Origin of the sequence: Streptomyces sp. DSM 40750, assembly GCF_024612035.1 — a bacterium.
Classification (GTDB): Bacteria; Actinomycetota; Actinomycetes; order Streptomycetales; family Streptomycetaceae; genus Streptomyces.
The window spans coordinates 5,585,189-5,607,664 of record NZ_CP102513.1 but is presented as its reverse complement, the minus strand read 5'-3'; the positions used below and the strand labels follow the sequence as shown (position 1 = coordinate 5,607,664).

16 protein-coding genes and 4 tRNA genes are annotated in these 22,476 nt (G+C 69.6%); 9 read left to right on the top strand and 11 right to left on the bottom strand.

The annotated features are described in order from the left end of the window. The first annotated feature begins 236 nt into the window (after positions 1-236). The 5 genes from JIX55_RS25050 (at position 237) to purM (ending at position 6,012) form a co-directional block, all read left to right on the top strand. Positions 237-1,583, top strand: a complete 1,347-nt coding sequence (locus JIX55_RS25050; RefSeq protein ID WP_257565536.1) for a hypothetical protein — start codon at positions 237-239, stop codon at positions 1,581-1,583. A gap of 10 nt (positions 1,584-1,593) precedes the next feature. After that, positions 1,594-2,391, top strand: coding sequence for a maleylpyruvate isomerase family mycothiol-dependent enzyme (locus JIX55_RS25045; protein ID WP_257565535.1), 798 nt, complete (start codon positions 1,594-1,596; stop codon positions 2,389-2,391). A gap of 56 nt (positions 2,392-2,447) precedes the next feature. Then, the gene (locus JIX55_RS25040) at positions 2,448-3,263 is read left to right on the top strand and encodes an META domain-containing protein (RefSeq protein ID WP_257569472.1); all 816 of its coding nucleotides are present in this window, start codon (positions 2,448-2,450) and stop codon (positions 3,261-3,263) included. An 84-nt stretch (positions 3,264-3,347) separates the two neighbouring features. Next, positions 3,348-4,874, top strand: coding sequence for an amidophosphoribosyltransferase (gene purF, locus JIX55_RS25035; protein ID WP_257565534.1), 1,527 nt, complete (start codon positions 3,348-3,350; stop codon positions 4,872-4,874). A gap of 67 nt (positions 4,875-4,941) precedes the next feature. Then, positions 4,942-6,012 carry a phosphoribosylformylglycinamidine cyclo-ligase gene (purM, locus tag JIX55_RS25030; protein WP_257565533.1) on the top strand — a complete coding sequence of 357 codons (1,071 nt, stop codon included), beginning with the start codon at positions 4,942-4,944 and terminating at the stop codon, positions 6,010-6,012. Positions 6,013-6,252: 240 nt separating this feature from the next. On the opposite strand, the gene JIX55_RS25025 is transcribed toward purM, so the two are convergent. Continuing rightward, positions 6,253-6,507 (bottom strand): DUF3073 domain-containing protein, encoded by a 255-nt coding sequence (locus tag JIX55_RS25025; protein ID WP_257565532.1) that lies wholly within the window; start codon positions 6,505-6,507, stop codon positions 6,253-6,255. A 323-nt stretch (positions 6,508-6,830) separates the two neighbouring features. Further along, on the bottom strand, positions 6,831-7,925 hold the full coding sequence (locus JIX55_RS25020; RefSeq protein WP_257565531.1) for a Leu/Phe/Val dehydrogenase: 1,095 nt from the start codon (positions 7,923-7,925) through the stop codon (positions 6,831-6,833). Positions 7,926-8,148: 223 nt separating this feature from the next. Between JIX55_RS25020 and JIX55_RS25015 the strand changes: the two genes are divergently transcribed. Both JIX55_RS25015 and bldC read left to right on the top strand, forming a co-directional pair. Beyond that, entirely contained in the window at positions 8,149-8,991 is an 843-nt protein-coding gene (locus JIX55_RS25015; protein ID WP_257565530.1) for a hypothetical protein, read from the top strand. A 630-nt stretch (positions 8,992-9,621) separates the two neighbouring features. Beyond that, positions 9,622-9,828, top strand: coding sequence for a developmental transcriptional regulator BldC (gene bldC, locus JIX55_RS25010; protein ID WP_003949541.1), 207 nt, complete (start codon positions 9,622-9,624; stop codon positions 9,826-9,828). 585 nt (positions 9,829-10,413) lie between these two features. Here bldC and JIX55_RS25005 read toward each other — a convergent pair. The 9 genes from JIX55_RS25005 to JIX55_RS24965 form a co-directional block, all read right to left on the bottom strand. Continuing rightward, on the bottom strand, positions 10,414-10,605 hold the full coding sequence (locus JIX55_RS25005) for a DUF6274 family protein (RefSeq protein ID WP_257565529.1): 192 nt from the start codon (positions 10,603-10,605) through the stop codon (positions 10,414-10,416). A 140-nt stretch (positions 10,606-10,745) separates the two neighbouring features. After that, a complete protein-coding gene (locus tag JIX55_RS25000) occupies positions 10,746-11,264 on the bottom strand; it encodes a hypothetical protein (protein ID WP_257565528.1) in 519 nt (172 codons plus the stop codon). Positions 11,265-11,381: 117 nt separating this feature from the next. Beyond that, positions 11,382-11,456, bottom strand: a tRNA-Asp gene (locus JIX55_RS24995). A 101-nt stretch (positions 11,457-11,557) separates the two neighbouring features. Then, positions 11,558-15,547 carry an ATP-dependent RNA helicase HrpA gene (gene hrpA, locus JIX55_RS24990; protein WP_257565527.1) on the bottom strand — a complete coding sequence of 1,330 codons (3,990 nt, stop codon included), beginning with the start codon at positions 15,545-15,547 and terminating at the stop codon, positions 11,558-11,560. Between the two features lie 113 nt (positions 15,548-15,660). Beyond that, a tRNA-Phe gene (locus JIX55_RS24985) sits at positions 15,661-15,734 on the bottom strand. A gap of 24 nt (positions 15,735-15,758) precedes the next feature. After that, positions 15,759-15,833 (bottom strand) — tRNA-Asp (locus JIX55_RS24980). 37 nt (positions 15,834-15,870) lie between these two features. Further along, positions 15,871-15,943: transfer RNA gene (locus JIX55_RS24975), tRNA-Glu, on the bottom strand. 80 nt (positions 15,944-16,023) lie between these two features. Then, positions 16,024-17,652: a metallophosphoesterase family protein gene (locus tag JIX55_RS24970; RefSeq protein ID WP_257565526.1), complete on the bottom strand. Its 1,629-nt coding sequence runs from the start codon at positions 17,650-17,652 to the stop codon at positions 16,024-16,026. A gap of 275 nt (positions 17,653-17,927) precedes the next feature. Next, on the bottom strand, positions 17,928-18,278 hold the full coding sequence (locus tag JIX55_RS24965; protein ID WP_257565525.1) for a metallopeptidase family protein: 351 nt from the start codon (positions 18,276-18,278) through the stop codon (positions 17,928-17,930). A gap of 472 nt (positions 18,279-18,750) precedes the next feature. Here JIX55_RS24965 and JIX55_RS24960 point away from each other — a divergent pair, with 472 nt between their 5' ends. Both JIX55_RS24960 and JIX55_RS24955 read left to right on the top strand, forming a co-directional pair. Continuing rightward, positions 18,751-19,278: a hypothetical protein gene (locus JIX55_RS24960; protein WP_257565524.1), complete on the top strand. Its 528-nt coding sequence runs from the start codon at positions 18,751-18,753 to the stop codon at positions 19,276-19,278. A 764-nt stretch (positions 19,279-20,042) separates the two neighbouring features. Then, entirely contained in the window at positions 20,043-22,322 is a 2,280-nt protein-coding gene (locus JIX55_RS24955; protein WP_257565523.1) for a DEAD/DEAH box helicase, read from the top strand. Positions 22,323-22,476: the final 154 nt, after the last annotated feature.

The following is a 22,476-nucleotide window of genomic DNA, read 5'->3' as shown; positions in this document are numbered from 1 at the left end:
CTCTCGTCCCCCTGATCGAGCATGCGTCCCAAGAAGAACGAATGATCGATCAAGGAGGCCTACGTCACATAACGTCGCACTGTCCACTCGAAGAACGGACCGTGCCGATCCGGTGACAGCCTGCCGGGAGCCGGGAGCCGGGAGCCGGGAGCCGGGAGCCGGGAGCCGGGAGCCGGGAGCCGGGAGCCGGGCTCGGCGGCCTCGCTGTCAGTGGCCGGTGCTAGCTTCGGCACGTCATGATCCTCCACGCCGAGCACACCCCCGACCCCTTCGACCCCTCCCGCACCACCGGCTCCCGCCCGCTGCTCCCGGACCGCGGCAGCCGCGCGCGCAACGCGTTCAACCAACTGACCGCCGTCATCGCCGTGTTCGGCATCGGCGCGAGCGGCTGGGGCCTGTGGCTGGAGAGGGAGGAGTACGAGGACAGGCAGGCCGGCCGTGAGCACATCACCAAAGCCTGCGCGGGACTTGTGAACCCCGATCGGGTGCTGGGGCTCAACGGCGGTACGGCACGGGTGATTTCGGGGAGCGACGCCGACGACTCGTTCACACTCGACTCCGCGGAGTCCCTCCCCGGCCGCTGCGTGATCTACCGCGTAGGTGCCCCCGGCACCTCATACGGCCATTTCGCGCTCACCGTCCGCACGAACCCCGGTGACGGCGGGGCCAATCCCGTCGGCAATCCACTGCGGCCGTTCGAGGAGCGGATCTTCGGCGACGTGGAGGTCGAGGACGTGACGCGGGTGGCCGACCACGCGCCCGAGTACCCGTTGGATTACCCGGTGGAGGACGACGGAGGGCTCGGGCACTACGACGACGACAGCGCCACGTTCAAGGTGACGTGCGCGTCGGCGAAGGACGGCGTCACCTCGGTGAACGTACGGGCCGAGGCCGACTACGACGATGTCTCGTTCCGGGATCTCCAGACCGTCATCGAGCTGGCCGCCGGTGCCGCGTACGAGGCGGCGGAGCGCGTCGGCTGCACCCCGGACGGGCCTTTCAAGCACACCTCTTTCCCCAGGCTGTGGATACCGGACGCCAAGCTGAAGGAGGCCGCGTCGGCGAAGGAGTCCTGCCGCTGGTACGCCGAGTTCGTCGGCGGTCTGCCGGACGACACCGGCCTCCCCGACCGCGCCCGCCCCGCACCGGTGGGCGAGCACGGCTTCAAGGAGAGCTGTCTGCTCGCGGCGAGCCCTGCCCAGGTCGAGAAGGCCTGGCCGGAAGCCCCCGAGAGCGGTTCCCTCAGGCTCGACCAGGTACTGGCCCACTCCCCGTGGTGGCTCCAGACCGACTCCTTCTTCGGCGACGAGGCCCGCGAGGTCGTGGCCGAGGCGTTCGGCGGCGACCGCACCCCCATACGACCCGGCACGGCCGGCCGCTCCGACCGCGGCGCCGTCTGGTGGGCCTCCTCCACCTGCGACGGCGAGCCCGCCGTCCACACCATCAGCGTCAGCTCCTCGTACACCGACACGCTCGCCCCCAGCCTCCGCGCCCTCTTCCAGTCCTACGTCGACCGGATCACCGCCCGTCGCGACTGCACGGACATCAAGTTCCCGACCTCTGCCGCCCTCCCCTCGGAATAGGCTCCCCACCATGCCTCCGGCCAGGAAACGCCCCCGCACCTACGACCCCGCGAAGACCCGCAAGGCCGTGCTGGCCCAGTTCGGGAACGTACGGGAGGCCGTGGGCACCCTCACCGCCGTGCAGCTCGCGCAGCCGACCCGGCTCGGGGAGTGGACCGTCCGGGACCTGGCCGCGCACATCACCATGGCCGTCGAGAGCGTCAGCCGCGCCCTCGGCCGGGACGAGCCCGCCAAGGCCGAACTGGGCCCGCTCGACTACGCCTCCGCGACCGCCACGTACGCCGGTGCCGTCGCCGAGGGCAGCCACCACCTGGCCGAGGCCAACCCGGACCTCGTCGCCCTCTACGCCGGGGTGGGACAGCGGATCGACGACGCGCTCGCCGCCACCCCGCAGGACCGGGTCGTCGACACCCGCGCCGGCGGCATGATGCTCGACGACTATCTCCTCACCCGCACCATCGAACTCGTCGTCCACACCGACGACCTGAACGCCGCCGTCCCCGGCCTCGACATCCCGTACGACCGGCATGCCCTCGCCACCTGCGTCCGCCTGCTCGCCGACACCCTCGCCGCGCGGGCGCCCGGCGGTTCGACGGAGGTGAGGATCCCGCCGTATGCCGTCGTGCAGTGTGTGGAGGGGCCGAGGCACACCCGGGGCACCCCGCCGAACGTCGTCGAGACCGACCCGCTGACCTGGATCCGCCTCGCGACCGGCCGCCTGGAATGGGCCACAGCCCTGGACGAGGCGAAGGTCGGCGCGAGCGGCGAACGGGCCGATCTGAGCGGACTGCTGCCCCTCATGAGCTGAGCGCGGATCCCGAAAACCCGGTGGAACCGCCCATGCACCCCACCCGTCCCACCGGCATGGACAAGCGACTGACCCTCACCGCCCTGGCCCTGCTTCCGCTTCCGCTGCTCGCGGCCTGCGGTACCGAGTCGGCCGACGACTCCGGCAGCGGCAACGTCGGCTCGAACACCACGAAGGCCTCGGTCACCGAAGTCCGCTGGAAGGTCGACAGCCTCACCGTGGGCGGGACGACCGAGCAGGCCCCCGACGGTGCCTACCTGAAGATCGCCGACAACGGCGAGGTCGACGGCAACTACGGCTGCAACACCTTCGGCTCGACCGCCGCCTTCAAGGACGACGGCATCGACTTCGAGACCGCCCGGTCCACCGAGATGGCCTGCGGCGATGTGTCGATGAAGTTCGAGGAGAACCTGGCCCGCACGCTCGACGCCGAGAAGTTCACGGCCGAGACCACCGACGGCAGGCTCACCCTCACCACGACCGACGGCGACACCGTCGAACTCAGCGAGGAGAAGCCCGCCGAGCTGTACGGCACGAAGTGGCGGATCGACTCCCTCATGGACCACGACGTCGCCACCTCCCTCCCCGAGGCCGCCCAGGGCAAGGCCTGGTTCACCCTCGACAAGAAGGCCGGAACGCTTCAAGGAAGCCTCGGCTGCAACGAGGTGTCGGCGAAGGCGACGGTGAGCGACGACGAGATCACCCTCGGCAATCCGCGGACCACCCGGAAGATGTGCTCCGACTCACTCATGGCCGCCGAGCGGTCCCTTCTGGAGCTCTTCAAGGGCACGGTGGAGTATCGGATCGATCACCGCAGTATCACGCTGACCAGCGAAAACAACGCGGGAATCGGCGCCGTCGCCGACAAGTGACATGCGACGGCCCGCAGTCGGTGACGGGGGCGGGCGAGATCACCGGATTCGGACCGGTGCACGATCTCGCCTACACTCGGTGGCGTGCCACGTGGTGACGGACGACTCAACCACGACCTTCTCCCCGGCGAGAAAGGCCCCCAGGACGCATGCGGCGTCTTCGGTGTCTGGGCTCCGGGCGAAGAGGTCGCGAAGCTCACTTACTTCGGGCTCTACGCCCTCCAGCATCGGGGCCAGGAATCCGCGGGTATCGCGGTCAGCAACGGCTCCCAGATCCTCGTCTTCAAGGACATGGGCCTCGTTTCCCAGGTCTTCGACGAGACCTCGCTCGGGTCCCTCCAGGGTCACATCGCGGTCGGTCACGCCCGCTACTCGACCACCGGCGCCTCCGTCTGGGAGAACGCCCAGCCCACCTTCCGTGCCACCGCGCACGGCTCCATCGCGCTCGGCCACAACGGCAACCTGGTCAACACGGCCCAGCTCGCCGAGATGGTCGCCGACCTGCCCAAGCAGGAGGGCCGTACGCCCCGCGTCGCGGCCACCAACGACACCGACCTGCTCACCGCGCTCCTCGCGGCCCAGGTCGACAGCGACGGCAAGCCGCTGACCATCGAGGAGGCCGCCCACGCGGTCCTCCCGCAGGTGCGCGGCGCCTTCTCCCTCGTCTTCATGGACGAGCACACCCTCTACGCCGCGCGTGACCCGCAGGGCATCCGCCCGCTCGTCCTCGGCCGCCTGGAGCGCGGCTGGGTCGTCGCCTCCGAGTCCGCCGCCCTCGACATCTGCGGCGCCGCCTATGTCCGCGAGATCGAGCCGGGCGAGTTCATCGCCATCGACGAGAACGGTCTGCGCAGCTCCCGATTCGCGGACGCGAAGCCCAAGGGCTGTGTCTTCGAGTACGTCTACCTGGCCCGCCCGGACACCGACATCGCCGGCCGGAACGTGTACCTCTCCCGCGTGGAGATGGGCCGCAAGCTCGCCAAGGAAGCCCCCGCCGACGCCGACCTGGTCATAGCGACCCCGGAGTCCGGCACCCCGGCCGCCATCGGCTACGCGGAGGCCTCGGGCATCCCGTTCGGTGCGGGTCTGGTGAAGAACGCCTACGTCGGACGTACGTTCATCCAGCCCTCCCAGACGATCCGCCAGCTCGGCATCCGTCTGAAGCTGAACCCGCTGAAGGAAGTCATCAAGGGCAAGCGCCTGGTCGTCGTCGACGACTCGATCGTGCGCGGCAACACCCAGCGCGCCCTGGTCCGGATGCTCCGCGAGGCGGGCGCCGCCGAGGTCCACATCCGGATCTCCTCGCCGCCCGTGAAGTGGCCCTGCTTCTTCGGTATCGACTTCGCCACCCGCGCCGAGCTCATCGCCAACGGCATGACGATCGACGAGATCGGCACCTCCCTGGGCGCCGACTCCCTGGCGTACATCTCCCTCGACGGCATGATCGAGGCGACCACCATCGCCAAGCCGAACCTCTGCCGTGCCTGCTTCGACGGCGAGTACCCGATGGAGCTGCCGGACCCCGAGCTGCTCGGCAAGCAGCTCCTGGAGACCGAGCTGGCAGCCGGGCCCGCCGCCACGGCCGCGGCCGACGCCATCCGTCGCCCGTAAGACAGCCCGTAGACAGCGGGTAACACCTGCTTACCTGCCGCAGGACGACACGAAAGTTCTCACCGTCATGTCTGAGACAACTGGTGCCAGCTACGCAGCCGCGGGCGTCGACATCGAGGCGGGCGACCGCGCCGTAGAACTCATGAAGGAGTGGGTCAAGAAGACGCAGCGCCCCGAGGTCCTCGGCGGCCTCGGCGGTTTCGCCGGCCTCTTCGACGCCTCCGCCCTCAAGCGCTACGAACGCCCGCTGCTCGCCTCCGCCACGGACGGCGTCGGCACGAAGGTCGACATCGCACGTCAGCTGGGCGTCTACGACACCATCGGCCACGACCTGGTCGCGATGGTGATGGACGACATCGTGGTGTGCGGCGCCGAACCGCTGTTCATGACCGACTACATCTGTGTCGGCAAGGTCCACCCCGAGCGGGTCGCCGCCATCGTCAAGGGCATCGCCGAGGGCTGTGTCCTCGCCGGCTGCGCCCTCGTCGGCGGCGAGACCGCCGAGCACCCCGGCCTCCTCGGCCCGGACGACTTCGACGTCGCCGGCGCCGGCACGGGCGTGGTCGAGGCGGAGCGGCTGCTCGGCCCGGATCGTATCCGTACGGGTGACTCGGTGATCGCCATGGCGGCCTCCGGCCTTCACTCGAACGGGTACTCGCTCGTCCGCCACGTCCTGCTGAACCAGGCGGGTCTCTCCCTGGACGCCGAGATCGCCGAACTCGGCCGCACCCTCGGCGCGGAGCTCCTGGAGCCCACCAAGATCTACTCCCTGGACTGCCTGGCCCTCACCCGCACCACCGAGGTCCACGCCTTCAGCCACGTCACCGGCGGCGGCCTCGCCGCCAACCTGGCCCGCGTCATCCCCGACACCCTCCACGCCACGGTCGACCGCTCCACCTGGACCCCGGCGCCGATCTTCGACCTCGTCGGCAGGACGGGCCAGGTCGAACGCCTGGAGCTGGAGAAGACGCTGAACATGGGCGTAGGCATGATCGCCATCGTCCCCGAGGAGTCGGCGGACGTGGCCCTGACAACCCTGGCGGACCGCGGCGTCGAGGCCTGGGTCGCAGGCGAGATCACCGACCGCGACAACCACGCGACGGGCGCGGAACTGGTGGGCGACTACGCACGCTCCTGAACGGCGACCCGCCCCTGATGGGCCGAAGGCGCCCTGGATGGGCCGAAGGCGCCCTGGATGGGCCGAAGGCCCAAAAGGGGCGCGGGGAACTGCGCGAGCAACCACAACGCACCCGCACCCGCCCATTCACAGCGGACCCCAACCCCTCAGGCGCCCTCGCCCCAAGCGGAGCGATGCAGCACAAAACCCGGTCCGGCGGTGGAAACCCGCTCGGACCGGGCAAAGCGCAACAGCGCGGCGTCAAGCTCCGCGACGATGCGACGCGGGACCGGACTCGTCGTCCTCGTCCTCATCGTCGTCGTTGTAGAGAGCCGCGTACTGGGAGTACGGGTCGTCGTCCTCTTCGTCATCCTCGAACGGCTCGCCATTCGGCGGCTGGCTCGAAGTCGAAGCGCCCAGCTCATTGGCCAGACGCGACAGGTCAGTCCCGCCGCTGCTGTACTTCAGCTGGCGGGCGACCTTCGTCTGCTTGGCCTTTGCCCGGCCGCGCCCCATGGCTCGACCCCCTCGGATACGGGGCTCGGTGGCCCCAGAGTCTTGACACGCGTTCATGATCTGGAACGGGCTCTCCGTGGAGAGACCGGTCCGTAGGGCTTCCACGGTACCTGAGCCCGCGCCCATACGGTACGTCGCCCGCAGGACGTGCCTGTGCCCAGAACCTGCGAGGAGCCCTGTCCTCGCTGGTCAACCGTGATTTTAACCGTTTCTCGGCGAGCGACCCGCCGACGGAAGTGAGAGTTCTCTCTAAAGCTGCCGACGGGTACCGGCCGACATCGTACGACCGCCGCGCGGCGGTCGTACGACGTCCTTGCGGAGGGTCAGTGACGGCGCGCGGCGGCCGCCTCGTGCATCCGCTGCTCGGCGATCCGGTCGGCCGCGGCAGCCGGCGGAATGCCATCCGTCTTCGCGCGTGCGAATATCGCCAGCGTGGTGTCGTAGATCTTCGCGGCCTTCGCTCGGCACCGCTCGAAGTCGAACCCGTGGAGCTCGTCGGCGACCTGGATGACGCCGCCGGCGTTCACCACGTAGTCCGGCGCGTAGAGGATCCCGCGGTCGGCGAGGTCCTTCTCGACACCGGGATGCGCGAGCTGGTTGTTGGCCGCGCCGCACACCACCCTGGCGGTGAGGACGGGCACGGAGTCGTCGTTGAGCGCCCCGCCGAGCGCGCAGGGGGCGTAGATGTCCAGCCCCTCGACCCGGATGAGCGCGTCGGTGTGGGCGACGGCGGTGACGCCTTCCGGGTGACGGTCGAGGATCCGCCGTACGGCGTCCTCGCGCACGTCCGTGATCACGATCTCGGCGCCCTCCGCCCGCAGGTGCTCCACGAGGTGGTGGCCGACCTTGCCGACGCCCGCGATGCCGACCCTGCGGCCGCGCAGCGACGGGTCGCCCCACAGGTGCTGGGCGGAGGCCCGCATGCCCTGGTAGACGCCGAAGGCGGTCAGGACGGACGAGTCGCCGGCGCCGCCGTTCTCGGGGGACCGGCCGGTCGTCCAGCGGCACTCGCGTGCCACGACGTCCATGTCGGCGACGTACGTGCCGACGTCGCAGGCGGTGACGTAGCGGCCGCCCAGCGAGGCCACGAACCGTCCGTAGGCGAGCAGCAGCTCCTCGCTCTTGATCCTGTCGGGATCGCCGATGATCACGGCCTTGCCGCCGCCGTGGTCGAGCCCGGCCATGGCGTTCTTGTACGACATCCCGCGCGCGAGGTTCAGCGCGTCGGCGACGGCCTCCGCCTCGGTCGCGTACGGGTAGAAGCGCGTGCCGCCGAGAGCGGGGCCCAGCGCGGTGGAGTGGATGGCGATGACGGCCTTGAGGCCGCTGGCCCGGTCCTGGCAGAGCATGACTTGCTCGTGACCGCCCTGGTCCGAGTGGAACAGGGTGTGCAGGACGCCGTCAGATACTTCGGTCACTGTGGTGACTCCTGGGTAAGAAGCGGCGGTCGGTGACAGGCTCCCGTACGGGTGGCGGGGTCTGTGAGCATGAGATTAGAGCCTGCGTCCGCCGGACAGCGGCGCAGCCTCAGGATCACCCCACTTCCGGAGTACGGCCGTGGTGGGATCCGCACAGTTTTCCGGCCCGCCGGTGTGCGGGTTCGGCAGGTTTCCCCGGTGGCAGCCGGGGGAGGGAGCAGGCGTGCCCAAGGTGTCCTCGGTGATCGTCCCGTACGCGTCCTACCTCCGCGTGTACGAGCCGCTGGCGGCCTTCCCCGAGCCCGAGCGCGGCCACTGGGCCCGCTACGCCCGGCGCCCGGACCGGCCCTCGTACCAGGACGAGCTGCGCCGCTCGCTGGCCGATCTGCTGCCCGTTCCGCCGATCCCGGTGCCGGTGCACGAGAGCAGCGACGCCTTCGTGCTGGACGTCGACGGGGTGGTCCATGTCTGCCCCTGGCGCACCCGGCTGCGCGGCTGGCAGGCGCTCGGCGACCTGGCCGAGGAGCTGCCCGCCCCGGTCCTGGACGCGGTGCTGCCGCCGCTGGTGCGCCGGCAGGCGAGCCAGGACTACGAGCGCTGGATGGCCCGGAACCCCGACGCCCGGCCGTGGATCCGTACCTCGACCTGGCACGTGCCGCTGAACTGGTTCGTGCTCGTCTCGGACGAGGAGCGGAGGTACGAGAAGGGCTCGGGCGAGAGCTTGCCCGTGCTTCGCTATCGCACGCCCATGGTGCAGGCCCGGCGACGCGTGGCGCGCGGGCTGCGGGCACTGCGGGACGCGATCGACGGGGGGCCGCTCATCGACGGCCTGATCGACGTGGGCCGCTGGCTGGAGGAGTTCCACCCGCGCTCGCTGGTCGAGCTGGACTACGGCGGCCTCGTACACGTCCTGCCCGCCGACGAGCTGGACGGCGACCACTCCGCCGCCGATGTCGCCGAGGGCATCGAGGCCCTCCGCACCGGGGACGGCCTCGCCGCCGGGGAGGCGTACGGGCGTCTGGTCGAGCGCTGGCGGGCGGTACGGGACCGGCGCTCGGCGAACTGAACCGGCGCTCGGGGAGCAGAATCGGGCCGAACCGGTTGAACCGGCTCCACCTCTCAGCCGTACTTGTGACTTGTGAGGCCAGTGGGAAAAGGCTTTCCACGAAAGCCGAAGCATGGTGAACTGTCCACCCTTGGCCCAGGCTTGACGCACCGAAGTTCCACAGGGGCGTCATCATGGGACGTAGGTCCCGATCCGGGCTTTTGTATCAAGCAGGCGCCAAGCGTGACGGATTGCACTTACGCGGGCCTTGCCTCTTACGCACCTCCTCGTGTCAAAATAGGACAAGGAGCCCGGGGGAGGCTCCTTCTGCCCATGCATGGGTGGAATCTCAGCATTGCACGCTTTGGGGGGTCTCGTGACTCCTGCACGCCACTGTGACTGATCGTCACAGTGGCGTGACTGTCCGCTATGGCATGGTCCATCGGCATCCGTCGCTGATGAACACCTGGGAGGGCAATTCCATCGGTTTGGCCGACGCGGCTGGACAGATGGTGTAGTTGTAGTGCCGAGGACAAGCCGTTCGTCCTATAACCGACTCGACTCGCGTCCGCCATTTCGGGCAACGCGGGTCAAGGTGCAGAATTTAGAGGAAAGAACCGAGAAGGTTCGGTTCTCCCGAGGAGGCCGCTCATGACCGCTCGCACCCCTGATGCCGAGCCGCTGCTGACCCCGGCTGAGGTCGCCACCATGTTCCGCGTCGACCCCAAGACGGTCACGCGGTGGGCGAAGGCCGGCAAGCTCACGTCCATCCGTACGCTCGGCGGACACCGCCGTTACCGCGAGGCTGAGGTCCGCGCACTGCTCGCGGGCATTCCGCAGCAGCGCAGCGAGGCCTGAACCGCCGCATAGCAGGGCATTTCGGCTGGTCCCCCAATCGGCCGAGGGTCCGGAAGCACCGCTCAAACAGCTCCAAGCGACGCGGGTCCTGCCCCAACAGGTCCCACGCCCCAGCCACTCAGAGCTTTCCAGGAGGCCACATGCCCCCTGGACATCGTCAGGCAAGCAACAAGGGTGCGTCGTAGATCGCGCTGGACTCCGCCGGGTCCAGCGCGATCTTTTTTTGTGCGCGGGGGCGTGTGGGTGTGCAGTGCGGGCGCGCGGGGGTGCGCGGGGGTGCGCGGAGGGGTGGCGAGGGTGCGCGGGCCGGCGGATTTCAGCTCCGGAAGTGGCGGGTTGTGCGCGGGCCTGTCGGACTCTGGGGAGGGGTGTCGGATCTCCTGTGCAGGCCTTCGGGGACTGGTGCAATTGCACATATAAAATTGACAAGTTGTAGGTGACCTGTAAGTACCGACCTTCTGGAAACTCTTGCGGTGACACCCGTCACATGCCCGGATCCTTGTTACCTGAGCGGCATCTGCGGTAAAGGGAACGGGAGTTGAGCGAGACACGCCCTCGCCGAGTGTGTTCCCTACGGGACGAGTCTCACGCCTTGGAAGGTGTCTCGTCCGCTGCGGGCCCCTCGATGCCGTCCTCGCCGCCCGCCCCGGGCTCCGTCGCCAGCCGCAGCAGGCGGTGGCAGATCGGGCAGTGGGGGGTGAGGTGGCGGTACGAGGAGGCGGCCGACAGATGAGCACGGAGTAATGCGCGGGTCTCATGCCGAGCGGACGCCGCCATACGCCACCTCCGGGGGTCTCTGGGCCCTGAAACTGAGGTACCGGCGGAATGTGACGCCGTCAACCCCCACGGCGCCTGGCACACACGTGCAGTGACCCCGCCCCGCCGCCCTCGGCTCGGCTGTGCGGCCCGTCGGGGGCTCAGAGACGCCCCGGGTGGCCCGTGGCCGTGAACTGCTCGATCGCGCGGAGCAGTTCTTCGAGGAAGCCCTCCAGGCCGGCCGCCACGGCATGGAACTCGCCGCTCCACGAAGCGGTCCCGGACCTGTGGACCGAGCCGTCGTCCCCCACGGCGAAGAGGCCGCCGCCGTCGCTGCCGAACACGATTCCGTGCCCGCCGCCCGTGAGGGCGACCGTGCCGTACTCGTCCAGCTGCGCGATCACGGTGGACGGCGAGTGGATGAAGTACCCGTTGCCGACGTCGGGCAGGGACACGCTGTCGAGTACCGCGTAGAGCGACAACAGAGGCTCGGGTGCCGGGCGGTGGGCCGCCAGCAGGGCGACCGCGCCCAGGGTGTCGTCGTCGACCGGCGCCACGGCGTTGTCGCCCACGGGGTAGCCGTGCGTCTCCTCGAACGACTCCATCAGCCGATCCACGCGCCGCGACACCTCCTGGCACCAGGCGTGCAGCCGGTCCGAGTCGAGACGGTGCTCGGCCACGGGGAGTTCCTTCCCGGTCGGTGGCGTGGTGTGCGAGGGCGACAGGAAGCTCGGCTGCGGGGTGCGGCAACGCGAGAGGCCCGCATCCTCTTCGGATGCGGGCCTCTCGTCATCGTGCGGTCCTGACGGGATTTGAACCCGCGGCCTCCACCTTGACAGGGTGGCGAGCACTCCAAACTGCTCCACAGGACCAGGTTTCGCAGATTCGCGCCATGTTGCCGCGCTGGCCTGCGAGAAGAGACTGTACAGGAGCGGGAGCCTCGCGGTCGAACTCACTCAGCGTGCGGACACCGTTACGGCACCACTGCGTCGATCGCCTTCACGATGCGTTTGTCGGAGACGGGATAGGCCGTGCCCAGGGCGTGGGCGAAGTAGCTGACGCGCAGTTCCTCGATCATCCAGCGGATCTCCAGGACCGAGGAGGGGATCGGCCGTCCCTGCGGGAGCTGTTCCAGGAGCCAGGCGTACTCGTCGCGCATCTCGTGGACCTTCTCCATGCGAGAGGTGTCCCGCTGGACCCCGGTCGGCATCTGCTGCAGCCGCCGGTCCGCGGCCACCAGATAGCGCATCAGATCCGGAAGACGGCGCAGCCCCGCCTCCGTCACGAACCCGGGCTTCACCAGGGCGTCCAGCTGCCCCCGTACGTCCGCGAGGTTGGCGAGGAGGGCCGGGCTCCGGGTGGACTTCAGACGGCGCTCACAGGCCTGCCATGCGGCGAGGACCTGCTGCACCTGCCCGACCGTCCGCACGGTCGTGTCGACGATCTCGGCGCGGACCTTGTCGTACAGCTTGCGATAGGACGACTCGTCCCACGCCGGCCCGCCGAAGTCGGCGATCAGCTTGTCGGCCGCCGCCATCGCGCAGTCGTCGAACAGAGCCTGGATCGAACCGTGCGGATTGGCCGACAGAGCGAGCTTCTGAGCGTTCGTGAGCTTTTCGGACGCGAACTTCGCAGGGTTGACCGGGATGTTGCGCAGGATCAGTCGGCGCGTGCCCTTCCACATCGCCTCCGCCTGCTCCGCCTCCGTGTCGAAGAGACGTACGGAGACGGTGTTCGCCGTCGGTCCGTCGTCGACGAGCGCCGGATATGCCTTCACGGGCTGCCCGGCCCGGCGGGTCTCGAAGACGCGCGTGAGCGAGCCGATCGTCCAGTCGGTCAGGCCCTTCCGCTCCAGGGACTCGCCGCCCTGGCGTTCGGCGGTGGCGGCGGCCGCCTGGGAGAGCGCCTGGCGTGCCTTCGGCTTCAGCTTGAGCCGCAGCGACTCCAGGTCCTTGTCCTCGGCCACCTTCCGCCGCCGCTCGTCGACGATCCGGAAGGTGATCTTCAGATGGTCGGGGACCCGGGCCCAGTCGAAGTCATCGGGCGTGACCGGTACGCCCACCATGCGCTTCAGCTCGCGGGCCATCGTCACCGTCAGCGGCTCCTGCAAGGGCACCGCCTGGTCCAGGAACCGCTGCGCGAAGTTCGGCGCCGGTACGTAGTTCCGGCGGATCGGCTTCGGCAGGGACCGGATCAGCTCCGTCACCACGTCCTCCCGCAGACCCGGGATCTGCCATTCGAAGCCCTCGTTCGTGACCTGGTTGAGGACCTGGAGGGGAACGTGGACGGTCACGCCGTCGGCGTCCGCGCCCGGCTCGAACTGGTAGGTGACACGGAACTTCAGCTGTCCCTGGCGCCAGGAGTCCGGATAGTCGGCCTTCGTGACCGCCTCCGCCGACTCCCGGATGAGCATCTCCCGCTCGAAGTCCAGGAAGTCGGGCTGCTCGTGGCGCTTGTGCTTCCACCAGGAGTCGAAGTGGGCGCCCGACACGACGTGTTCGGGGACCCGCTGGTCGTAGAAGTCGAAGAGCGTGTCGTCGTCGACCACGATGTCCCGGCGCCGGGCCCGGTGCTCCAGCTCCTCGACCTCGCTGAGGAGCTTGCGGTTGTCGGCGAAGAACTTGTGGTGCGTACGCCAGTCGCCCTCGACGAGCGCGTTGCGGATGAACAGCTCGCGGCTGGCCTCCGGATCGATACGACCGTAGTTGATCTTCCGCTGGGCGACGATCGGTACGCCGTACAGCGTGACCTTCTCGTACGCCATCACGGCCGCCTGGTCCTTCTCCCAGTGCGGCTCGCTGTAGGTGCGCTTCAGCAGGTGTTCGGCGAGCGGTTCGACCCACTCCGGCTCGATCCTGGCGTTGACACGCGCCCAGAGGCGGCTCGTCTCCACCAGCTCCGCCGACATCACGAACCGCGGGGGCTTCCTGAAGAGGGCCGAGCCCGGGAAGATCGCGAACTTGGCGTTCCGCGCGCCCAGGTACTCGTTCTTCCCTGTGTTCCTCCCGCCCTCTCCTGCGGCCTCCTTCACGTCCTTCATGCCGATGTGGGAGAGCAGGCCGGCGAGGAGCGAGACGTGGACGTGCTGTTCGGGGGCGGCAGTATCCGCCGGAGGCTCCTCCAGATGCATGCCCATCTGCTTGGCGACCGTCCGCAGCTGGCTGTAGATGTCCTGCCACTCGCGGATGCGCAGGTAGTTCAGGTACTCCTGCTTGCACATCCGGCGGAAGGACGACGAGCCGCGCTCCTTCTGCTGCTCGCGGATGTACCGCCAGAGGTTGAGGAACGCCAGGAAGTCGCTCGTCTCGTCCTTGAAGCGGGCGTGCTGCTGGTCCGCCTGGGCCTGCTTGTCGGCGGGGCGCTCGCGCGGGTCCTGGATGGACAGCGCGGCGGCGATGACCATGACCTCGCGGGCGCAGCCGTTCTTGTCGGCCTCCACGACCATGCGGGCGAGGCGCGGGTCGACGGGCAGTTGGGCGAGCTTGCGGCCCATCTCGGTCAGACGCTTGCGTACGTCCTTCTGTGCCGGGTCGAGCGCGCCGAGTTCCTGGAGGAGTTGTACGCCGTCCCGGATGTTGCGGTGGTCCGGCGGGTCGATGAAGGGGAACTTCTCGATGTCGCCGAGACCCGCCGCGGTCATCTGGAGGATGACGCTCGCCAGGTTCGTACGGAGGATCTCGGCGTCCGTGAACTCCGGGCGGGCCTCGAAGTCGTCCTCGGAGTACAGACGGATGCAGACACCGTCGGACGTACGGCCGCAGCGGCCCTTGCGCTGGTTGGCGCTGGCCTGGGAGATCGCCTCGATCGGCAGCCGCTGGACCTTCGTACGGTGGCTGTAGCGCGAGATGCGGGCGAAGCCCGGATCGATCACGTACTTGATGCCGGGGACCGTGAGGGAGGTCTCGGCGACGTTCGTGGCCAGAACGATCCTGCGGCCGGTGTGCGGCTGGAAGACGCGGTGCTGTTCGGCGTGCGAGAGCCGGGCGTAGAGGGGGAGTACTTCTGTGAAGCGGTAGTTCTTCTTGATCAGCGCGTCGGCGGTGTCGCGGATCTCCCTTTCCCCGGAGAGGAAGACCAGGATGTCGCCCTTGCCCTCCCCCTGAAGCTCCTCGACGGCGTCGCAGATCGCGGTGATCTGATCCCGGTCGGAGTCGTCGCCGTCCTCTTCGAGGAGCGGGCGGTAGCGCACCTCGACCGGGTACGTACGGCCGCTGACCTCGACGATCGGCGCGTCGCCGAAGTGCCGGGAGAAGCGCTCGGGGTCGATGGTCGCGGAGGTGATCACGACCTTGAGGTCGGGGCGCTTGGGCAGCAGCTGGGCCAGGTAGCCCAGCAGGAAGTCGATGTTGAGGGACCGCTCGTGGGCCTCGTCGATGATGATCGTGTCGTAGGCGCGCAGCTCGCGGTCCGTCTGGATCTCGGCGAGCAGGATGCCGTCTGTCATCAGTTTCACGAAGGTCGCGTCCGGGTTCACCTGGTCGGTGAAGCGGACCTTCCAGCCGACGGCCTCGCCCAGGGGCGTCCGCAGCTCCTCCGCCACACGCTCGGCGACCGTACGGGCGGCGATGCGACGGGGCTGGGTGTGCCCGATCATGCCGCGCACGCCGCGCCCCAGCTCCATACAGATCTTGGGGATCTGGGTCGTCTTCCCGGAGCCGGTCTCACCCGCGACGATGACGACCTGGTGATCGCGGATGGCGGCCGCGATGTCGTCCTTCTTCTGGCTGACGGGCAGCTGCTCGGGGTACGAGATGGCCGGCACGCGCGCGGCGCGCTCGGCCATGCGGATCTCGCCCTTGGCGACCTCCGCCTCGATCTCGGCGAGAACGGCGGCCTGGGCCTCGGGCTTACGGATCTTGCGTGCGCCTTCGAGCCTGCGCCCGAGCCGGTGCGCGTCGCGCAGGGACAGCTCGGCCAGACGGGGGGCGAGGGCGCCGAAGGTGGGGGCAGGGTGAGTGGACATACGCGACCCAGGATCTCACCTCCGGGAAACGACAGGCGAACGCTTTTGCGTCCGCCTGTCGCCGCACACGCGAAGACCCCCTCCGGTCGCCCGGAGAGGGTCTTCGTTTACTGTGGCTGGGGCCGGGGTCGAACCGGCGACCTATCGCTTTTCAGGCGATCGCTCGTACCAACTGAGCTACCCAGCCGCGATGTTTCACGTGAAACACCAGCGGTCCTGACGGGATTTGAACCCGCGGCCTCCACCTTGACAGGGTGGCGAGCACTCCAAACTGCTCCACAGGACCTAGCTTGTGCGGGACTAGTCTCGCACAGAGTGTTGCGTGCCCCCAACGGGATTCGAACCCGTGCTACCGCCTTGAAAGGGCGGCGTCCTAGGCCGCTAGACGATGAGGGCTATCGGCCCGCCTGGGCGCTTCTCAGCGCGTCGGGGACGTGAGAAGCATACGGGGTGGCGGGAGGTATCGCCAAAACGGTTTACGGGCCCCCGGGGGACTCGTCGGCTGACGTGCTGCCCGAGGGTGACGGGGACTGCTCGTCCCCGGGTTCGGCCCCTGGCTGGTTCTCCTTTGGCAGATGGCGGCTGACCTCGGCCGTCGTCAGGCCCAGGCCGCCGAGTTTGATCTCGTCCCAGGCCTGGAGACGGCGGGTGTCACGGTCGAGATAGAGGACCGAGGCCTCGATCGGGTCGGGGTACTCCTGCTCCAGAGCGCGCAGACCGCTGCCGCCGGTCGAGCCCTCGATGCGGAGGCGGGTGCCCTCGTCCAGGACCTCCATCTCGGGGTGGTGGAGGTGCCCGGCGAGGACGAGGGGGACGTCGCCGTCCGTCTCCCGGGCCGCGTCCGGGTTGTGGGCGATCGCGATGTCCACGGGGGTGCCCGCCGCCTTCTGCGCGCGCAGGGACTCCGCCAACCGCTGCCCGGCCGCCTCCTCCGAGGGCAGGCCGGACTTGTCGGTCGAGCGGTCCGGGGTGAACTGCGGATCGCCCATCCCCGCGAAGCGCAGCCCGCCCACGCTCACCGCCTTCCCCTCGTCGAGGACGTGCGCGTTGTCGATGCCCGCCAGATAGCGCTGGGTCTCCCGTGAGTCGTGGTTGCCGCGGACCCAGACGTACGGCGCCCCGAGGTCGGCGATCGGGTCGAGGAAGGCGTTCTCGGCGGCGGTGCCGTGGTCCATGGTGTCGCCGGAGTCGACGATGACGTTGATCTCGTACTGCTCCACCAGCGAGGCGATGATCTTCCAGCTCGCCGGATTCAGATGGATGTCGGAGACGTGCAGGACGCGGATCGTGGTCGGGTCCGGCTGGTACGCGGGGAGCGTTGACGTGACGTCGTACAGCTTGGTCACGTTCGTCACCAGGCGCGCCAACTCCTTCTGGTAGACGTCGAATTCGGTGACGATGCTGCGTGCGTTGCCGACGAGGGACGGCGCGGAGGAGAGGAGCCCCGAGAACTTCGGTTCCAGGACGGAGTTCGGGTTCCAGGTGGCGGCGGCCGCCCCGCCGGAGCCCGCCAGGAGTACGAAGGCGAGGCCGCCGGCGGCGAGGGCGCGGCGGGGGCGGCGGTAGACGGCGAGGCCGAGCGTGGTGGCCCCGGCGACGACGGCGACGCCGGAGCGTATGGCCAGGTCGCGGGTGCCGTGCTCGACGTCGGAGGCGATCTCCTCCTGCAGTCCGGAGATCCGCTCGGGGTGGTCGACCAGGGCCTGGGCGCGTTCCGGATCGAGCTGGTCGACGTTCACGTCCAGGCGTACGGGGGCGTTGTGGCTGCGTAGTTCCAGGGCGCCGAGCGGGGAGACGTTGATCTTCGTGCCGCCGGTGAGGGACGGGCGCAGGGTCATCGTGGTGTTCATGGGGCCGACCGGGGTGCGTACGTTCCCCACGATCAGCAGTCCCAGCCAGGCGCCGAGCAGGACGACCGCGATCAGTCCGAGCGCGCGGCCCCAGGGGTGGGGGTGGTGGACCAGTTCGAGGGTCGGTTGCGTGCGGCGGGAGCGATAGTGCCGCGCCAGGGCGCGGGGTGCCTGCGGCATGGCCAGGGGGATACGGCGCAGGGTCGTACGCAGAGCGTTGGCGGCGGTGGCTAGGGCGGCGGGGACGCGGGCCATTGGTCCCGTATGCCCAGGGGTGGAGGTGGATATGCGGCGGGCGGGATGGGGTGCCGGGGTTGGATGCCGGCGGGGCGTCCGGGGGGCTCGCGTGGCTTCCGTACCGCTGGTTCCGCTCGCGGAGCTGGTGGGCCTCGTGCTGCTCGTATCTCTCGTGGCGGAACACCCCGTGGCACACTTCTTTTGCTGATCTTCAGCAAGGTGGGTGACAACCCTGGAGACTTGCCATTACCCCTGGTCAGGCCAAGGTGGGGCGTGGCGGGAACGCCAGGAGGTCAGCCCCAGCCCAGCTCGTGGAGCCGCGCGTCCTCGATGCCGAAGTGGTGCGCCACCTCGTGCACGACGGTGACGGCCACCTCGTGGACTACTTCCTCCGGCGTCTCGCAGTAGCGCAGGGTCGGGCCCATGTAGATCGTGATGCGGTCGGGCAGGACTCCGGCGTACCACTCCCCGCGCTCCGTGAGGGGGGTCCCCTCGTAGAGGCCCAGTAGCTGCGGGTCGTCGGCGGGCGGTTCGTCCTCCACGAACACCGCCACGTTGTCCATGACCCGCGTCAGCTCAGGCGGGATCTGGTCCAGGGCCTCACTCACCAGCTCTTCGAACGTGTCGCGCGTCATCTCCAGCACAGAGCCATTGTCAACGACGGGGCGCGTAATCGGAGGGGCACGGAGGCCCCGCCCGTCCACCACGGGGGAACGACGGACGGGCGGGGCCACTCGGCCGCTGCTCAGACGGTGAACGTCCAGGAGCTGTCCGGAGCGGTCAGGGGCCCCTCCGGGGTGAGCCGGACCGTGAGTGAGGGGAGGGAGAACCGATTGCCCTCCTCCGAGGAACTGCAGGCCGCACGCGCCACCAACGGCGACGATGCGCGGTTGCATGCGCTGGGGTAAGGAAAGCCGTGGGGTGGGGTACGGGCTCCGAGTACGTGTGGGTGTGTGGGGGTTTGGGGAGCTGCTCCGGTCGGGGGCTGTGAGACGCGGCACTCGGAGGAGGGAGGCGAGGCGCTCGTAGGGGGCTTGGGCCGGCGCGTGTCTTCCTGTGGGCGGCGGGAGTTGGGCAGGGGGACTCCTTTTTCGCCCCCCTTCGGAGGTGGCCGCTGTGCGCGCCTTGAACGTATCCGTCCGTCTGGCCGCCACGGTCATGGCCGTCGCGGCAGCCGCCGGCTGTATGAGCGTGGGGGACGACGGGCGGAAGCCCGGGCCGTCGCCCTCCGTGGGACAGCCGGGTGGCGAGAAGCCGGACGGGGGCTCCGCGGTGACGGGCGGAGGCGGTACGGGGTACCAGGCCGGGCGGGGGAAGGGGCATGACTCCGCCTCGCCCGACCCTTCCACTTCCGGGTCGGCGTCCCCGTCGGCGTCGGCCTCCGGGGCCGCGAAGCCGTCCGGGAAGGCGATGCCGCCGAAGGGGGGCAAGGAGGAGGGGAAGGGGGAGCGACCGGAGAAGCCCGAGCCGACGAAGGGGGAGCCGACTCCTACGCCGACGGTGGTGGAGTCTGAGCCGGAGCCGACGAAGCCGGTGGAGTCGCCGTCGCCGGAGCCTTCGGCTGAGCCGTCGTCGTCCGCGCATGAGCAGGGGGCGCAGTTGGTGGAGCGGGAGCCGGCGCCTCGGGCGGGGGAAGCGGCGTAGGCCTCCGGCGGTTGGGCCGGGGCTGGGTGGGTGCGTGCCTGTTCGCTTGGGTGGCTCGCCCTTGGGTGGTTCGCCCCCGCCGCCCCTACCCGTCCCACCCCAGGGGCTGCCGCCCCTTCGACCCCGCCCGCACGTGTCCTCGCGGGGCTCCGCCCCGGACCCCGCCAGGGGCGCTGCGCCCCCTGGACCCCCGCTAAGTTCTTTGGAATCCCGCCGAGTTGGTGGGCGCCGCCGAGTTCGCCAGGTGCTCGCCGAGTTGTCGGGCCGCGCAGAACTGCTTGGCGCCGGCCGAGTTGGAGGCTCCGCGGGGCTGCCGGCTCGCGCCGAGTCGCCAGGTCGCGGGGCTGCCGGCTCGCGCCGAGGCGCCAGGTCGCGGGGTTACTTGCCCGCGTCGAGTCGTCAGGTCGCGGAATTTCCGGGCTCCCCCGCAAGTTTTACTGAGAACCCCGTCACGATTCTCCGTGCCGGACCACATCCGCCGACCTCTCACCACCCCTCCCCTCCCTCTCCCACCGGCCCGATCGCACGCACCCAGGGCCGGGCAGTTCCCGTCCTGACCTGCGGATATCCGCTCAGTTTGCCTTGAGGGGTGGTGGGTGCGTATGGTGGTAGATCGTTTGATCCCATTTGCCCGGCGCCACTGCAGAGCGCGCCGTGTGGCGCGTACTCTCCCTTGCCGTGGCGGACCGCATAGAGGCGGTCGTGTGCGAATCACGGAGTTGACGGGCGCGTGCCGACGAGACTCCGGAAGGTTTCGCATACGCATGTCCATTTCCAGTACTGATCACGTCGTCGTGCCCGAGAACGGTGAAGACGTCGAGAACATCGAGAGCATCTCGAACATCGAGGACGTCTCCGTCGAGGAGGCGGCTCCCGAGGTCACCTTCGCGACCCTCGGTCTCCCCGACGGCATCGTGCGCAAGCTCGCGCAGAACGGCGTGACGGTCCCCTTCCCGATCCAGGCCGCGACCATCCCGGACGCCCTGGCCGGCAAGGACATCCTCGGCCGCGGCCGTACCGGCTCCGGCAAGACCCTCTCCTTCGGTCTGCCGGCCCTGGCCTCGCTGGCCGGCGGTCGCAGCGAGAAGCACAAGCCGCGCGCCGTCATCCTCACGCCGACCCGTGAGCTCGCGATGCAGGTCGCGGACGCGCTGCAGCCGTACGGGGACGTCCTCGGGCTGAAGATGAAGGTCGTCTGCGGCGGTACCTCCATGGGGAACCAGATCTACGCCCTGGAGCGGGGCGTCGACGTCCTGGTCGCCACCCCGGGCCGTCTCCGCGACATCATCAACCGCGGTGCCTGCTCGCTGGAGAACGTCCAGGTCGCCGTGCTGGACGAAGCCGACCAGATGTCGGACCTGGGCTTCCTGCCCGAGGTGACCGAGCTGCTCGACCAGGTCCCGGTCGGCGGTCAGCGCATGCTCTTCTCCGCCACGATGGAGAACGAGATCTCCACGCTGGTCAAGCGCTACCTGAGCAACCCGGTCACGCACGAGGTCGACAGCGCCCAGGGCAACGTCACGACCATGTCGCACCACATCCTGATCGTGAAGCCCAAGGACAAGGCGCCGGTCACCGCCGCGATCGCCTCCCGCAAGGGCCGCACCATCATCTTCGTCCGCACCCAGCTCGGCGCGGACCGTATCGCCGAGCAGCTGCGCGACGCCGGCGTGAAGGCCGACGCGCTGCACGGCGGTATGACGCAGGGCGCGCGGACCCGGACGCTGGCCGACTTCAAGGACGGTTACGTCAACGCGCTCGTCGCGACCGACGTCGCCGCCCGCGGTATCCACGTCGACGGCATCGACCTGGTCCTGAACGTGGACCCGGCCGGCGACCACAAGGACTACCTGCACCGGGCCGGCCGCACGGCGCGTGCCGGGCGTACGGGCACGGTCGTGTCCCTCTCCCTGCCGCACCAGCGCCGCCAGATCTTCCGGCTGATGGAGGACGCGGGCGTCGACGCCGGGCGTCACATCATCCAGGGCGGTACGTCGTTCGACCCCGAGGTCGCCGAGATCACCGGCGCCCGGTCGATGACCGAGGTCCAGGCCGAGTCCGCCGGCAACGCCGCGCAGCAGGCCGAGCGTGAGGTCGCTCACCTCAACAAGGAGCTGGAGCGGGCCACGCGCCGCGCCGCCGAGCTGCGCGAGGAGGCCGACCGGCTGACCGCGCGTGCCGCGCGGGAGCGGGGCGAGGACCCGCAGGCGGCCGTCGCCGCCGCTGCCGCGGAGACCGCCACCGCCGCTGTCGCCGTCGCTGAGGACGGCGCGCCGGTCGAGGCCTCGGCCGCGATCGTCGAGCAGCCGGCGTACGAGCGTCCCGCTTACGACCAGCCGCGCCAGCGCCGCGAGGAGCGGGGCAACGGCGGTTACGAGCGTCGTGACAACGACCGTGGCGACCGTGGTGGGTTCCGCCGGGACGACCGTCGGGACGGCGAGCGCGGCGGGTTCGACCGCCGGGACGACCGTCGGGACGGTGACCGTGGCGGGCGTTCCTTCGACCGCAACGACCGTGGTGGCAGTGGCTTCCGTCGGGACAACGACCGCGGTGGCCGTACCTTCGAGCGCCGCGACGACCGTGGTGGCAGCGGCTTCCGCCGGGACAACGACCGCCGCGACGACCGTCGTGACGGTGACCGTGGCGGGCGTTCCTTCGACCGCAGCGACCGTGGTGGCAGTGGCTTCCGTCGGGACAACGACCGTGGTGGGTTCGAGCGTCGTGACGGTGAGCGTGGCGGTCGTACCTTCGAGCGTCGCGACGACCGTGGTGGCAGTGGCTTCCGTCGGGACAACGACCGCGGTGGCCGCACCTTCGAGCGCCGTGACGAGCGCGGCGGGCACCGGGGCAGCGACCGTCCGTTCAACCGTGACCGTCAGGGCGGCGACCGCCCGGGCTTCCGCTCCGGTGGCCACGAGCGTCCGCACGGCCGTCGTGACGACCACCGCGGCACCGGCACTGGCACCGGTACTGGCACCGGCTCCGGCACCGGCTCCTCCTTCGGCCGTCGCGACGACAAGCCGCGCTGGAAGCGCAACGGCTGAGCCGATTCACGTGTGATGCCGACTGACGGCTGACACAGGGAAGGGCCCGTACGACTCCGGTCGTACGGGCCCTTCTGTCTTGTTCTCCTCGTTCCAGCCGATTTTCGGCCACACTGTGGCGCATGTCACGTCCCCGGTGGGGGAATTGCTGGGG